Source organism: Novosphingobium sp. NBM11, assembly GCF_015390225.1.
In the GTDB taxonomy this organism is placed as follows: Bacteria; Pseudomonadota; Alphaproteobacteria; order Sphingomonadales; family Sphingomonadaceae; genus Novosphingobium.
The window spans coordinates 523865-537717 of record NZ_VUOG01000003.1; the positions used below are offsets into that span (position 1 = coordinate 523865).

Genomic DNA, 13853 nt, shown 5'->3' on the forward strand with positions numbered 1-13853 from the left:
CGGTCCGATAGTCGTGCGAACGTTTGCGGGAGCCGCGTCAGCGTGTCAATCGAGCCCCGTCAGCCCAATGCTGTGAGGGCCAGCGCGAGCGCGCCCATCGGCCCGGCGCGTGCCTCCAGTCCCGGCGGGCCGATCAGCGTTTCCAGCGCGTCACGGTCGGCGCCGGGGACATAGCCGCCCAGGGCTGCAGCCGCGGCATCGCGAATACGGTCGAGCAGCGCCGGCCGCGCACCGCCCACGCCGCCGCCGATCACGATGCATTCGGGCGACACCGTCAGGATCAGCGTGGCCATCAGTTCGCCCAGTTCCGCGCCAACATCGGCCCAGACCGGATGGTCATCGGCGATATGCGCGGCATCGCCGCCGATGCGCGCGGCAATGGCCGGGCCTGCGGCCAGGCCTTCCAGGCAATCGCCGTGGAAAGGGCAGATGCCGGGAAAGGTATCGTCCGTGCGCCGGCGCACGCGCAGGTGCCCGGCCTCGGGGTGCAAGGCGCCGTGCAGCACCTGCCCGTTGGCTACGATGCCGATGCCGATGCCGGTGCCGATCGTGACATAGGCATGGGTCGAACACCCGCGCGCGCGGCCCCAGCGTCCTTCCGCGAGGGCCGCCGCGCCGACATCGGTATCGAACGCGATGGGCACGGCGAAGCGATCGGCGAAGTGGTCCAGCACCCGCGCGCCGGTCCAGCCCGGCTTGGGCGTGGGCAGTATCTGGCCATAGTCCGGCGCGTCGGGGGACACGCGGGCCGGGCCGAACGTGCCAATGCCCAGCGCGGTGAACGGAATCTCGGCCTGCCATTCGTCAAGCGCTTCGGACAGTCCTGCCAGCGTGGATGCGGGATCGGTCGTCGGCAGGCGGCGTTCGCGCAGGATTTCGGTGCCGCGCGCGACGACCGCGATGCACTTGGTGCCGCCCAGCTCGACCCCGGCGAGAAGCGGCTCGTCGATCATGCGGCAAGGCTCGCCCGGTCGCCGTCCAGGGCCAGCCGGAGGACGGGCGCGGCGGTGCCGCCGAAGGCCGCCCGGGCCGCTTCCGTCGAGCGCGGCAGCTCGGCAAGACCGACGAGATCGGCAAAGCTCCAGACCGAAAGATCGGGCAGCACCTGCCAGCTATAGGCCTGGAACGGAGCGCAATCGGGATTGCCGAAGACCAGTCCCGTGCCGTTGACCGGCGTCCATGGGCCGTCGATGCCCGGCGCCACAAGACCATAGAGACCGGTGGGGCCGCACGGCCCGCCGGCGGCGAAGACCTTGCGCTGGGTGGACCAGAACAGATAGACCAGACCTTGGTGCATGATCGCGTGGGGCCGTTCCAGTTCGTTGTTCAGACCATCGGCGCTGACCAGCGGCGGGTCGAGCCGCCAGGAGCCGTCGTCCTGCAACGTACCCGCGCCGACCACACCGTTCCAGTCCGAATCCGATCCCATGCGGGAACCGGCAAACAGCAGGCGGGTCTGCCCGGAAGCGGGATCTTCGAACACGAACGGATCGCGGAACGCCTTGATCGCGCCGACCGCGCCGGTTCCCTCCAGATCGATCATGTAGTCCACGCCATCGGGGCGCAGCGTTTCGACAGGGGCGGTCCAGCCGGACAGCGCGGGCACGCCGTCCGCGATGGTCAGCGCGGCGCGGGTGGCGAACAGGCGCTGGCGGAACGTGACCGCCGGTTCGCCGCGCCCGCCGGCGGCGGTGAAATGCAGCGTGACCTGGCTGTGTGCGGGATCGACGATCGCCGTGCCGGACCATTCCCGGCTGCCGGGCGAAAAGCCATCGGCAAACACCGGGCCGAGATCGCGCCAGCCTGCCGGTGTGCGGTGAAACAGCCACAGCCGCGCCAGGGCATGGCGCGCTTCGGGATCGTCGAGGATGGGGGCCGCAAGGAAGATAACCAGAGCGCCGCCCGCGATCGCGGCGACATCACCGTTGGCTTCCAGCACCGGCCAATGGTCCCACAGGTCCATGTCGGCGGCGATGCGGGGCGCTTCGGCGCGGGTGAAAGGGCGCGCCTGCGGGTGGGGGCGGGCGGCGATTCCCGCGACATGTTCGGGCAGCCAGCGGAAACAGGGCATCGGTCTGGTCCGATCGAAAGAAGAAAAATCGGGCCGGCGCATCAGGCCGGCCCGAGGCAGGGAGATCAGAACGAGATGCGCGCCGAGGCCGAGATCGTGCGCCCGTTGATCGAACGGGCCCGCACGATGCCGTTGGCCGGGATCGCGCCGTCTTCCGCTTCGGTGAAACCCTTCACGTTGAACAGGTTGTTGGCGTTCACCGAGAGCTGCAGGCGTTCGATCGGACGCACCTGCAGGAAGGCGTTGACCGTGGTATAGGCCGGCAGCTTCAGCTGGTTGCTGTCCTGCGTGTAGCTGCTGGTGGTGCCGACCACGTTGGCGCCGAACGATACCTTGTCGAGGTTCACTTCCGGGCTGATCTGGTAGACGAAGCTGGCCTGCCGGCGCGGCGTGTTGCCGACGACCGTGGCATCGAGCGCATCGGCGGTGATCCGGGCATGCGTCCAGGTGCCGCCGGCGTTCAGCTGGAACGGCCCCTTGCGAATGCTGCCTTCCAGTTCCACGCCATAGGAACGGTACTTGCGGTCGAGGAAGCGCTGGGTCGTTGCTTCGAAGTTCTGTTCCTCGGTGGTGGCGTAGAAACCGGTCACGTAGAGCGCGACCCCGCCCGAGCGGTACTTCACGCCACCTTCGGCCTGCCGCACGAAATCGACGGCGGCGTCGGCATTGACCAGGCTGCCATCGGTGTTGCGGATCGCCGGGCCGAACGTGAGGCGATCGGCATTGGCGCGGCCGCCCCGGCTGTACCGGGCGAACAGCGCCAGATCGTCACGCACGCGATAGTTCACGCCGAGCGAGTAGGAGGCGTAGTTGTAGTTGTAATGCACCGGAGCGGGGCTGCCGAGCGGGATCACCGAGACTTGCGTTTCGGGGCCGGAGATCACGCCGTTGCCGTTGATGTCGAAGCTGGTGATGCCGTTGCGGCCACCGCCGAGATCGGCACCGGCGACGAAGCCGCGCGCCTGCCCGATGTCGTAGCGGACGCTGGCGTCCAGGGTCAGCGCGTCCTTGTTCCAGGTGAACGCGGCGAACGGCGCATTGGTGTCGTAGCTCAGGCGGTAGCTGCGGCGGCAGCAATTGCCGAAGAAGCGCGCGCCATAGCCATAGAAGCCGTCCTGCGTGGCGAGCTGGCCCGATCCGTTGACGATGTTGACCAGCGCCGCATCGCCGCCGCCCTTCACTTCCATCACCGCCGAGGTCCACAGCCAGTCGGTATCGATCGTCTGGCGCGACTTGTAGAAGCCGCCGGTCACGGTCAGCTTGCCGCCGCCCAGGTCAAAGTCCTTGGTCAGGCGGAAATCGTTGGTGATGTTGTCCAGGCTGTTCAGCTTGGTGTCGAACACCACGATATTGGCAAGGTAGGTGTTGGCAGCCACCGCCTGCCCGGCGTTGGGGCCATTGAAATAGACCGCCGACGCGCCCGCGCCGCCCAGGCTGGTCGCCACCGCGCCCGAGGTATCGACCGACGAGGGGAAGTTCGAGATGAACCGGCCGGAGATCGCCGAGTAGCGGAAGCGCTCCATCACCGACCAGCCGCCGCCGACATCGAACTTGCTTTCGAGGCCCACGGCCTTGACCACCGGATGCTGGCCATCACGGATGTCGTCGGCCACCAGGTTGTTGTTGCCATCAAGCGTAATGTTGCGTGTGAAATAGCGCGAATGCAGCGTATCCTCGTTGATACTGAAGCCGGGCAGGTTGGTATAGACCGGGTTGGCGTTGGTGCCGGTCACGCGCACCGGGTTGGGCAGATAACCGATGGCCCGGTCATTGAGGTACTTGCCGTAGAGCCGCACGTAGCCGCCGGCGAAATCCTTGGTCACGTTGAACTTGATCTGGCCGCCGCGATTGCCGTCGTAGCCGGCGCGGCGCGGGCCTTCGCCCTGGCGATAGAAGCCGCCGACGTGGAAGCGCAGGCTGTCGCTGATCTTGCCGCCGTAGTCGGCGTCGACGCGGTATTCGCCGTAATCGAGGCCGACCGTCGCTTGCACCGCGCCGCCTTCCTGTTCCCCGGTCTTGGAGATCAGGTTGATGACGCCGCCCGGCGAGTTCGAGGCGAAGGTCGAAGCAGAACCGCCGCGCACCGCTTCGACGCGCGCGATGTTGAAGTCCGAACGCAGGAAGATGTCGGCATTGCCGAACGTGATGTCGCCGAATTCCAGGATCGGCAGCCCGTCTTCCTGCAGCTGCAGGAACTTGGCGCCGCCCGAGGCGACCGGCAGGCCGCGCACCGCGATGTTGGCGTTGCCTTCACCGCCCGAGCTTTCCGACCGGATGCCGGGAATGTTGCGGAACAGTTCGGCGACCGAGCGCGGCGTGGTCTGCTGCAGCTGATCGGCGTTGAGCGAGCTGACGGAAACCGAGGAATCCAGCCGGTTCTGCCCGCGTGCCACCGCGGTCACGATGATCTCGGCATCGTTGGGAGAATCGGCCTGCGCCGAAGTCTCCTGCGCAAGGGCCGGGGTGACGCCCAGCGCGAACATCGAACTGGCTGCCAGCAGGCTGGCGGCGGAAAAGCGCACGGCGTTAAGCGGAAGAACCTTCATCATCCCTCTCCTGACACGGTCGAGTGACTCGACATCTGCAGGCAGTCGCTAAAGGTGATTGCAAACGTTTGCAAGAATAATTTGCAAACCTTTGCATTTTTGCTACGCAGGGGACAGGGCAAGCGATGCAAGCAAACAGCGCCAAACCCGGTTAGGAGAGGAACTATGAAGGGCACCCGGCCACGCCTTGGTTTTCCTGGCATCGTGCAGATGAATCTGGGTTTTCTGGGGCTGCAGTTCAGCTTCGGATTGCAGCAGAGCAACATGGCGCCGATCTACACCTATCTGGGCGCGGACGCGACGATCATGCCGGTGCTGTGGCTGGCCGGCCCAATGACGGGTTTGCTCGTCCAACCCCTGATCGGCGCGCTCAGCGATCGCACGTCCACGCGAATCGGACGCCGCACGCCCTATTTCCTGATCGGGGCGGTGCTGTGCAGCCTGGCCCTGCTGGCCATGCCGTTCAGCCCCGCCTTGTGGGTCGCCGCGTCGCTGCTGTGGGTGCTCGATGCTGCCAACAATATCACCATGGAACCGTACCGGGCCTATGTCAGCGACCGGCTCGACACGGCCGAGCGGCCACTCGGTTTCCTGACGCAGAGCGCCTTTACCGGACTTGCCCAGACGCTGTCCTACCTTGCGCCGTCGCTGTTCGTGTGGGCCGGCATGAGCGCGGACGCGGTCGACGCGAACGGCATTCCGCACGTGACGCGCGTGGCCTTCATCATCGGCGCGGTGCTGTCGCTGTCGACGATCGTATGGTCGGTCTGGCGTGTGCCGGAGCTGCCCTTGCCGGCGGACGAGGCGGCGGCGATGCGTGCCCAGCCATTGTCGGCCGGAACCGCGTGGCGCGATTTCGCGGATGCGGTGCGCGAAATGCCCGGGCCGATGCGGCAGTTCGGTGTGGCCATGTTGTTCCAATGGTATGGCATGTTCTGCTACTGGCAGTACGTCACGCTGTCGCTGGCGCGGTCGCTTCACGGTTCGGATTCGGCGGTGGCGCTGCGCGATGCCACGCTTGTCAACGGGCGGCTGGGCGGGTTCTACAACTTCCTGGCCTTCCTCGCCGCGTTCGCGCTCGTTCCGCTGATCCGGCGTCTGGGCGTGAAGCCGGTGCACGCGGTCAGCATCGCGCTGGGCGGCGTGGCGATGCTGGCCTTGCCGCACATGGGCAACGAGGCCTGGAGCTATCTGCCGATGATCGGCATCGGCATCGCCTGGGCCAGCCTGATGGGCAGCCCCTATGTCTTGCTGGCCAACAGCATCCCGGCCGAACGCACGGGGATCTACATGGGCATCTTCAACATGTTCATCGTCGTGCCGATGCTGATCCAGACGGTCACGATGCCATTGCTATACGGCACCGTGCTGGGCTCCGATCCACGCAACGTGCTGTCGCTGGCCGGGCTGATGCTGTTGCTCGCGGCCGTCGCCACCCTGCGGGTCCGCACCGCGCCCCAGCCCTGAACGAAAGGGCCTGACCACCCCTTAAGGAGTGATCAGGCCCTTCGAGAGTGCCCCCGGGGCGTCAGTTGCCGGCCGTTGCCGAACCGTTTCCGCTGACCGAACCGGTCACCCCGCCGGTCACCGAGGTGCTGGCGGCCTTGTCGGCCACGGCGCCCGCAGTGCTGTTCGCGCGCTGGGCCGCCTTGCCGGCGACATCGCGGGTCCGCGATGCCGCGCCGGCTGCGGTGTCCCGCGCGGTCATCGCCGCGCCTTGAGCCGTGGTGCGAGCCTTGCCGGCAGCGGCGCTCGCGGTGTTGCGGGCCGTTCCCGCCACGGCGCGCGAGGTCGAGGCGATCTGGTCGGTGCCGATCAGCTGCGCATCGGCGTTGGCAGACCCGCTGGCCGAGCCGCTGCCGGAAACCGCGCCGGTGAGGGCGCCGGCCGGGCTGGCAAGGTTCTGGGTGACGGCACCGGTCGCGCTGCCGCTGGCGCTGCGGTCGGCGTGAACCTGCCCGTTGTGGCGGTTGACGCGGGTGCTGCCCGTGGTCGAGCCGGTGGCGCTGGCCGCGCCGGACGTAGCCGACCCCACGCGGTCCATGGTCGAGCCGATCGGCAGGTCGCCGTTCAGGCCGCCGCCGAGCGTACCGCCCAGCGTGCCGCCGACCATGCCGCCGAGCGATCCGCCGCCAAGGCCGCCACCCAGGAGCTGGGCGTGGGCCGGCATGGTCGAAACGGCGAAGGCGAGAACCGAAATCGTGATGAGCTTACGCATGGTATCCATCCTTTCGTTTGGTGGTGATGGACCCTGATCCATCCCCTTGCCCTGAAAACGAAGGATGCGTTCGGTTTAATCCACGCTCGCTCGATATTTTTCACAAATATCTGATTTATCGACAAATTGTGCAAATCAGGCCACGGCCGTAAACCGCATCCGGCCCGCGCGCGCCCAGGTCGATCGCCTCCCGGTCGAGTGCGGCCGGGAGCGCGGCGCGGGCATCCATGGCATTGGCGGCGCGCGCGGCGACAAGCGGCGTCGCGAAAGAGGTGCCGCGCACGGGCACGAGCCGTCCGGCAGCGTTCATCGCGCGCATGTCGGCGCCGGGGGCCGCGTAGTCGAGGTGCCGCGCCCGACCCGCCTCGATCAGAGCGCGGTTGCGGCCGTCGACGCCGGTGACCGCCAGCACGCCGGGATAGGACGCGGGATAGGCCGGCGGCGCGGCCGGGCCATCGTTGCCCACCGCCGCGACGATCACCGCCCCCCGCCGTTGCGCCGCGTCCATGGTCCGCGCCAGCAGGCCGTTGGCGGGTCCGACCAGACTGATCGAGATGACCCGCACGCCGCGCCCCATCAGCCAGTCCATCCCTTGCGCGATCGCCAGCGCGTTTCCCCCGGCTGGCCCCGCGCCATAGACATCGGCCACCAGTACCCGTTGCACCCCGGCGCGGCGCAGCAGCGAGACCACCGCGCTGCCATGATCGCCCGGTGCCGGCGCGCCGGGCGCGAAGCCGCGGACGGCTTCCACGGGGATGGCCCGCCCGGGCGCGCCATCGATCACGCCGACCGGCGTGGCGACCGGGGGGAGCGGCGGCGAGGCCTTGCCTTCCCGCCCACGCGCCGGCGCGGCCGATCCCGACGGGAAGTTCAGCGTATCTGCGGACACGGTTGCATCGGGCGCGGCCTTGCGCAGCAGGGCTTGCGCACGGGCCAGCGTCATGCCGCGCGGCACGGAGAGCCGGGTGACGGAAATATCGAGCGTATCGAGCCGTTCCTCGGCCATGACCGCAAAGCCAAGCTGCCGCGCGGCATCGAGCGTCGCCTGATCCGGCGCTACCAGCAGCAATTCGCCCTTGCGCGCGGGATTGCCGTCGGCATCGCGCTCGATCGCCGCCGGGTTGCGGCGAACCAGATCGCCGATCCGGTCGATCCGCGCCTGCGCCAGCGCGGCGGCCCCGCGCACCGTCCGCGTCGTGGCATCAACGCCCGTGCCGAGCGTGCGATCGACCGATTCCAGCGTCCCGCCCAGCACGCGCTCGACGGGCTGGGCCACGCCGGGCAATTGCTGACCGATGGGGCCGATCTGCGCCAGCGCCGGGGAGGCCATGGCGACCGACAGGAGTATCCATATTCGACTTCGCATCCGCGTTTCCCGATCTTTCGGATTTCATTATGGATGAAACGATTGGCGTCATCCGTTTTATCCATCGGAAAGGCAAAAACGCTGTCAGACCGCTTCGAATCCGAAATGCTGGCCCTGCTGCCCCGGTTGCGCCGGTTCGCGGCCGGGCTGGCGCGCGATCCGGCGCGGGCGGACGATCTTTGCCAGATGACGGTGGAACGCGCCTTGCGCAGCCGCGACCAGTGGCAGGCGGGGACACGGATGGATAGCTGGATGTACCGAATCATGCGCAACCTTTGGATCGACGAGACGCGCGCGGCCAGTCGGCGTGGACAGACCTTCGTAGACGAGGAAGCCGGCGCCGCGGTGGGCGCGGACGGCGGGCAGGCAGCGCGCGCAATGCTGACCGATGTCGATCGTGCGATGGCCCGCCTGCCCGACGATCAGCGCGAGGCCGTGCTGCTGGTGATGGTCGAAGGCTGGTCCTACAAGGAAGCGGCGGACATCGTCGGCTGTCCGGTCGGCACGCTCAATTCGCGTCTGGTCCGGGGGCGCGACGCCCTGCTCGCCCTGCTGGGAGAAGCGGCATGACCATCACCCCCGAAATGATCGCCGCCTATGCTGATGGCGAACTCCAAGGCGCGGAGCGCGATCGCGTGGAGCAGGCGCTGGCGCGGGACCCCGCGCTCGCCCGCCAGGTGGAAGCGCACCGGGCCCTGAAGGCGCGGCTTTCCGCCCATTTCGCGCCGATTCTCGACGCCCCGCTGCCCGAGGCGCTGACCCGCGCGGTGCGGGCGCGGCCGGAAGCCGAAGTCCTTTCGCTCGATGCCGCGCGCAAGGCACGCGCCGCGTCGGCGTCCAGCGGCACGCGATCGCGCTGGGCCTGGGGCGCCGGGGCGGCGCTGGCGGCCTCGCTGGCGCTGGCCGTGGTGGTCAATCGGCCGGCGCCGAGCGGTGGCCCCGGCTATGCGGACGGGCAATTGGCGGCGGCGCTCGACACGCAGCTTTCCGGAACCCCGGCGGCGGGCGCGCCGGTGCGCGTGATGCTGAGCTTCGCCAACGCCAAGGGCGATTTCTGCCGTGGCTATAGCGGGCAGGCCGGGGCCGGGATCGCCTGCCGCGATGCGCGCGGCTGGCGGCTGGAGAAGGCGTTCGGTGGATCGGCTGGAGAAGAAGGCGTCTATCGCCAGGCCGGCAGCGCCGATCCGCGCCTGATGGCGGCCGTGCAGGACATGGCGAGCGGGTCGGCGCTCGATGCGGATGCGGAGAAGGCCGCTATTGCGCGGCATTGGAAGCGTTAGGGCGTCATGTTCGGGCGGCCGCGAGCGGCCCCGCGCGCTTTATGGAATCTTTACGGCGCGGCCTGAATTCCCCGTGGAATCTTAACGCCCGGAAGGCGCAGTGGAAGCACCGCATTTGCATTGCGGGAGCTTTTCCATGTCACACGCTTTCGATCGCCTGCGCCGGGGTGAACGCTGGTGGACCGCCGAACTCGTCATGCGGTCGCTTGGCGTCCTGCTGCTCGGCGGCGCGCACCGGGCCTCGGTGTGGGCGCACCGGATCATTACCACGCCGCCGGCGCACCACACCACTCCCGGCGAACTGGCGTTGTGCGGGGTGGTCTTCCTGCTGCTGACCAGCGGGCTCGCCTTCGTGATCGAGGGACCGGGCCTGTTCCGCCACGTCCCCATCCCCTCGCGCAGCCTCTGGTACTGAAAGGACCGTCCGATGCCCGACATCGCGTGGCTCGCCCTGCTGGGCGGCCTTTTCCTGCTTACGCTCGCCTTTGTCCGCCTTTGCGAAAAGGCCTGAGGATTTCGCCATGACCCTTCCGCTTCTGCTGGCCGGTATCACCGCCGCCGGCCTGCTCGTCTATCTTCTCGCCGTGCTCCTGCGGCCCGAACGCTTCTGAACGGAGCCATCCATGACCATCGAAGGCTGGACCCTGATCCTGCTGTTCACGGCATTGACCGTCGCGCTGGCACAGCCGGTCGGTGCATTCCTGTTCGCCCTTTATGAAGGGCGGACGACACCGCTCCATCGCGTGCTTGGGCCGGTGGAGCGCGGCTTCTACCGTCTTGCCGGCATCCGGCCAGACCATGAGCAGACCTGGCGCGCCTATGCGCTGCACATGCTGCTGTTCCAGCTGGTGCTGACGGTGTTCACGTATGCGCTGCTGCGGTTCCAGGCGGTGCTTCCGCTCAATCCGCGCGCGCTGGGCGCCATTGGCGGCGATGGCGCGATGAACACCGCCATCGCCTTCGTTACCAACACCAACTGGCAGTGGTACGCCGGCGAAAGCACGATGAGCAATCTCAGCCAGATGCTGGCGCTGACCATTCACAACTTCCTGTCGGCGGCCACCGGCATCGCCATCGCCTTCGCGCTGTTCCGGGGTTTCGCCCGGCGCGAGAGCGGCACGATCGGCAACTTCTGGGCCGATTGCACGCGCGTCACGCTCTATCTGCTGCTGCCGGCCTGCATCGTCTATGCGCTGTTTCTGGTGGCCAGCGGCGTGCCGCAGACGCTGGCGTCGAGCGTGGACGTGACCACGCTGGAAGGTGTGAAGCAGACGCTGGTGCTGGGGCCGGTGGCCAGCCAGGAAGCGATCAAGATGCTGGGCACCAACGGCGGCGGCTTCTTCAACGCCAACAGCGCCCATCCGTTCGAGAACCCCACCGCGCTGACCAATCTGGTGCAGATGCTGTCGATCTTCGCGATCGGCGCGGGCCTCACGTATTGCTTCGGCAAGGCGGTGGGCAACGTCCGACAGGGCTGGGCGATCCTGGCCGCGATGATGATCCTGTTCCTGGCGGGCGCCGGCATCACCTATTGGCAGGAAGCGGCGGGCAATCCGGTGCTGCACCAGCTTGGCGTGGCCGGCGGCAACATGGAAGGCAAGGAAGTGCGCTTCGGCATTGCCGCCAGCGCGCTGTTCTCGGTGGTCACCACAGCCGCGTCGTGCGGTGCGGTCAACGCCATGCATGACAGCTTCACCGCGCTGGGCGGGATGATCCCGCTGTTCAACATGCAACTGGGCGAGATCGTGGTCGGCGGCGTCGGCGCGGGGATCTATGGCTTCCTTCTGTTCGCTCTGCTGGCGGTGTTCATTGCCGGTCTGATGGTTGGCCGCACGCCGGAATACGTGGGCAAGAAGATCGAGGCCAAAGAGGTGAAGCTGGCGGTGCTGGCCATCGCCGTGCTGCCGCTGTGCATCCTGGGCTTCACCGCGATCAGCGCGGTGCTGCCGGCGGGGCTGGCCGGGCCGCTCAACAAGGGGCCGCACGGGTTCACCGAGATCCTCTATGCCTATTCGTCGGGCACGGGCAACAACGGCTCGGCCTTCGCCGGGCTGACTGCCGGCACGCCGTTCTACAACGGGCTGCTGTCGGTGGCGATGTGGATCGGCCGGTTCTTCATGATCGTTCCGGCGCTGGCCATCGCGGGCAGCCTCGCGGCCAAGAAGTACACACCCGAAACCGCCGGGTCCTTCCCCACGACCGGCCCGCTGTGGGTCGGCCTGCTGGTGGGCATCATCCTGATCGTCGGCGGCCTCACCTTTCTTCCTAGCCTCGCGCTTGGCCCCATCGCGGATCATCTCGCCATGATCTCCGGCCAGCTGTTCTGAGAGGTTTGTTATCATGACCACGCCCCAGAGCGTTCCCGCATCCATGTTCTCGGCCAAGCTGACCGTTCCCGCGATCGGCGACGCCTTCCGCAAGCTCCATCCCGCCGCGCTCGTGAAGAATCCGGTGCTGTTCACCACGGCGGTGGTGGCCCTGTTGCTCACGCTGCTGCTGGCGCTGGGTGGCGAGCCGCTGCCGCTGGGTTTCCAGGCGCAGCTGATCGTCTGGCTGTGGCTGACCGTGCTGTTCGGCACCTTTGCCGAAGCGCTGGCCGAAGGACGCGGCCGCGCCCAGGCGGCGTCGCTGCGCGCGACCAAGAGCGAGCTTGCCGCCCGGCTGCCCAATGGCCAGGTCGTGCCCGCCTCGCAATTGCGGCGGGGGGATGAGGTGCTGGTCGAAACCGGCGACCTCATCCCCGCCGACGGGGAAGTGATCGCCGGCGTCGCCTCCGTCAACGAGGCGGCCATCACCGGCGAAAGCGCGCCCGTGATCCGCGAGGCCGGCGGCGACCGGTCCGCCGTCACCGCCGGGACGCGCGTCATCTCGGATTCGATCCGCGTGCGGGTGACGCAGGAGCCGGGGCAGGGCTTCCTCGACCGGATGATCGCGCTGGTCGAAGGGGCGGAGCGGCAGAAGACTCCCAACGAGATTGCGCTGACGATCCTGCTGGTGGGCCTGACCATCATCTTCCTGATCGCGGTGGCGACGGTGCCCGCCTTCGCCCGCTATGCCGGCGGGCACATTCCCGTCGCCGTGCTGGCCGCGCTGCTCATCACGCTGATCCCCACGACCATCGCCGCGCTGCTTTCGGCGATCGGCATTGCCGGGATGGACCGGCTGGTGCGCTTCAACGTGCTGGCCAAGTCGGGCCGGGCGGTGGAAGCGGCGGGCGACGTGGACGTGCTGCTGCTCGACAAGACCGGCACGATCACCATCGGCGACCGGCAGGCCTGCGCCTTCCGTCCGCTGGACGGCATCGCCGCCGCCACGCTGGCGCAGGCCGCCATGCTGGCGAGCCTGGCCGACGAGACGCCCGAAGGACGCTCCATCGTCGTTCTCGCGCGCGAAACGTTCGGTGTCGCCATCGATGCCCTGCCCGCAGGCGCGGAGATCATTCCCTTCACCGCGCAGACCCGGATTTCGGGCGTCAGGACCGACGCCGGGCTGGTGCAGAAGGGCGCGGTGGACGCGATCCTGCGCGCCAATCCCGAGGCGGCTTCGGGCAGTCATGCCCCCCAACTGCGGCGCATATCCGAAGAGATCGCGCGGTCGGGCCAGACGCCGCTCGCGGTCGCGCGGGATGGCCAGCTGCTCGGCGTGATCGCGCTGAAGGACGTGATCAAGGCGGGCGTGCGCGAACGGTTCGCGGAACTGCGCCGCATGGGCATCCGCACGGTGATGATCACCGGCGACAACCCGCTGACCGCGGCCGCCATCGCCGCCGAATCCGGCGTCGACGATTTCCTGGCCGAAGCGACGCCCGAGGACAAGCTGGCGCTGATCCGCAAGGAGCAGCAGGGCGGCAAGCTGGTGGCGATGTGCGGCGATGGCACCAACGATGCGCCCGCGCTGGCCCAGGCCGATGTCGGCGTTGCCATGAACACGGGCACGCAGGCGGCGCGCGAGGCGGGCAACATGGTCGATCTCGACAGCGATCCCACCAAGCTGATCGAGATCGTGGGCCTCGGCAAGCAGTTGCTGATGACGCGCGGGGCATTGACCACCTTCTCGGTGGCGAACGACGTCGCCAAGTATTTCGCGATCATCCCGGCGATGTTCGTGGTGCTCTATCCGGGGTTGGGCGTGCTCAACGTGATGAAGCTCGCTTCCCCGGAAAGCGCGATCCTTTCGGCGATCATCTTCAACGCGCTGATCATTCCGGCGCTGGTGCCGCTGGCGCTCAGGGGCGTGACCTATCGGCCGATGGGTGCCGGGCCGCTGCTGGCCCGCAATCTGGCGGTCTATGGTCTTGGTGGCCTGGTCGCGCCGTTCATCGGCATCAAGGCGATCGATCTCGCCGTCGCCGGGCTTCATCTCGTCTGAGGAT

General features: G+C 68.0%; 12 protein-coding genes. 7 read left to right on the plus strand and 5 right to left on the minus strand.

The window, feature by feature from the left end; genetic code table 11:
- Positions 1–59: 59 nt before the first annotated feature.
- The 3 genes from F1640_RS22635 to F1640_RS22645 form a co-directional block, all read right to left on the minus strand.
- Positions 60–953: an ROK family protein gene (locus F1640_RS22635; RefSeq protein WP_124808291.1), complete on the minus strand. Its 894-nt coding sequence runs from the start codon at positions 951–953 to the stop codon at positions 60–62.
- On the minus strand, positions 950–2071 hold the full coding sequence (locus F1640_RS22640; protein ID WP_124808290.1) for a glycoside hydrolase family 68 protein: 1122 nt from the start codon (positions 2069–2071) through the stop codon (positions 950–952). The genes F1640_RS22635 and F1640_RS22640 overlap by 4 nt, the downstream gene beginning before the upstream one ends.
- Positions 2072–2136: 65 nt before the next feature.
- Positions 2137–4620, minus strand: coding sequence for a TonB-dependent receptor domain-containing protein (locus F1640_RS22645; RefSeq protein WP_375336210.1), 2484 nt, complete (start codon positions 4618–4620; stop codon positions 2137–2139).
- A 162-nt stretch (positions 4621–4782) separates the two neighbouring features.
- Here F1640_RS22645 and F1640_RS22650 point away from each other — a divergent pair, with 162 nt between their 5' ends.
- Positions 4783–6084 (plus strand): MFS transporter, encoded by a 1302-nt coding sequence (locus F1640_RS22650; protein WP_223806487.1) that lies wholly within the window; start codon positions 4783–4785, stop codon positions 6082–6084.
- Positions 6085–6145: 61 nt separating this feature from the next.
- Here the strand turns inward: F1640_RS22650 and F1640_RS22655 are convergent, their stop codons facing one another.
- Together F1640_RS22655 and F1640_RS22660 are read right to left on the minus strand one after the other, a co-directional pair.
- Complete coding sequence (locus F1640_RS22655) at positions 6146–6835, minus strand: hypothetical protein (RefSeq protein ID WP_124808289.1); 690 nt, start codon at positions 6833–6835, stop codon at positions 6146–6148.
- Positions 6836–6950: 115 nt separating this feature from the next.
- Positions 6951–8201: a S8 family serine peptidase gene (locus F1640_RS22660; protein ID WP_124808288.1), complete on the minus strand. Its 1251-nt coding sequence runs from the start codon at positions 8199–8201 to the stop codon at positions 6951–6953.
- A 105-nt stretch (positions 8202–8306) separates the two neighbouring features.
- On the opposite strand from F1640_RS22660, the gene F1640_RS22665 reads away from it, so the two are divergent.
- The 6 genes from F1640_RS22665 to kdpB all read left to right on the plus strand — a co-directional run bounded on the left by F1640_RS22665 (position 8307) and on the right by kdpB (position 13849).
- On the plus strand, positions 8307–8771 hold the full coding sequence (locus tag F1640_RS22665; RefSeq protein WP_223806486.1) for an RNA polymerase sigma factor: 465 nt from the start codon (positions 8307–8309) through the stop codon (positions 8769–8771).
- A complete protein-coding gene (locus F1640_RS22670) occupies positions 8768–9481 on the plus strand; it encodes an anti-sigma factor (RefSeq protein ID WP_124808286.1) in 714 nt (237 codons plus the stop codon). The genes F1640_RS22665 and F1640_RS22670 overlap by 4 nt, the downstream gene beginning before the upstream one ends.
- Positions 9482–9617: 136 nt before the next feature.
- Positions 9618–9896, plus strand: a complete 279-nt coding sequence (locus tag F1640_RS22675) for a hypothetical protein (RefSeq protein ID WP_124808285.1) — start codon at positions 9618–9620, stop codon at positions 9894–9896.
- A 106-nt stretch (positions 9897–10002) separates the two neighbouring features.
- Complete coding sequence (kdpF, locus tag F1640_RS22680; protein WP_124808284.1) at positions 10003–10092, plus strand: K(+)-transporting ATPase subunit F; 90 nt, start codon at positions 10003–10005, stop codon at positions 10090–10092.
- A gap of 12 nt (positions 10093–10104) precedes the next feature.
- On the plus strand, positions 10105–11808 hold the full coding sequence (gene kdpA, locus F1640_RS22685) for a potassium-transporting ATPase subunit KdpA (RefSeq protein WP_124808283.1): 1704 nt from the start codon (positions 10105–10107) through the stop codon (positions 11806–11808).
- 43 nt (positions 11809–11851) lie between these two features.
- Positions 11852–13849 (plus strand): potassium-transporting ATPase subunit KdpB, encoded by a 1998-nt coding sequence (gene kdpB, locus F1640_RS22690; RefSeq protein WP_124808363.1) that lies wholly within the window; start codon positions 11852–11854, stop codon positions 13847–13849.
- Positions 13850–13853 lie beyond the last annotated feature (4 nt).

What these genes read in the sequence shown, in the direction of transcription:
- F1640_RS22650 (WP_223806487.1), top strand. Translation starts at nt 4,783, where the DNA reads ATGAAGGGCACCCGGCCACGCCTTGGTTTTCCTGGCATCGTGCAGATG.
- kdpA (WP_124808283.1), top strand. Translation starts at nt 10,105, where the DNA reads ATGACCATCGAAGGCTGGACCCTGATCCTGCTGTTCACGGCATTGACC.
- F1640_RS22635 (WP_124808291.1), bottom strand. Translation starts at nt 953, where the DNA reads ATGATCGACGAGCCGCTTCTCGCCGGGGTCGAGCTGGGCGGCACCAAG.
- F1640_RS22670 (WP_124808286.1), top strand. Translation starts at nt 8,768, where the DNA reads ATGACCATCACCCCCGAAATGATCGCCGCCTATGCTGATGGCGAACTC.
- F1640_RS22645 (WP_375336210.1), bottom strand. Translation starts at nt 4,620, where the DNA reads ATGATGAAGGTTCTTCCGCTTAACGCCGTGCGCTTTTCCGCCGCCAGC.
- F1640_RS22640 (WP_124808290.1), bottom strand. Translation starts at nt 2,071, where the DNA reads ATGCCCTGTTTCCGCTGGCTGCCCGAACATGTCGCGGGAATCGCCGCC.
- F1640_RS22655 (WP_124808289.1), bottom strand. Translation starts at nt 6,835, where the DNA reads ATGCGTAAGCTCATCACGATTTCGGTTCTCGCCTTCGCCGTTTCGACC.
- kdpF (WP_124808284.1), top strand. Translation starts at nt 10,003, where the DNA reads ATGACCCTTCCGCTTCTGCTGGCCGGTATCACCGCCGCCGGCCTGCTC.
- F1640_RS22675 (WP_124808285.1), top strand. Translation starts at nt 9,618, where the DNA reads ATGTCACACGCTTTCGATCGCCTGCGCCGGGGTGAACGCTGGTGGACC.
- kdpB (WP_124808363.1), top strand. Translation starts at nt 11,852, where the DNA reads ATGTTCTCGGCCAAGCTGACCGTTCCCGCGATCGGCGACGCCTTCCGC.
- F1640_RS22660 (WP_124808288.1), bottom strand. Translation starts at nt 8,201, where the DNA reads ATGCGAAGTCGAATATGGATACTCCTGTCGGTCGCCATGGCCTCCCCG.
- F1640_RS22665 (WP_223806486.1), top strand. Translation starts at nt 8,307, where the DNA reads ATGCTGGCCCTGCTGCCCCGGTTGCGCCGGTTCGCGGCCGGGCTGGCG.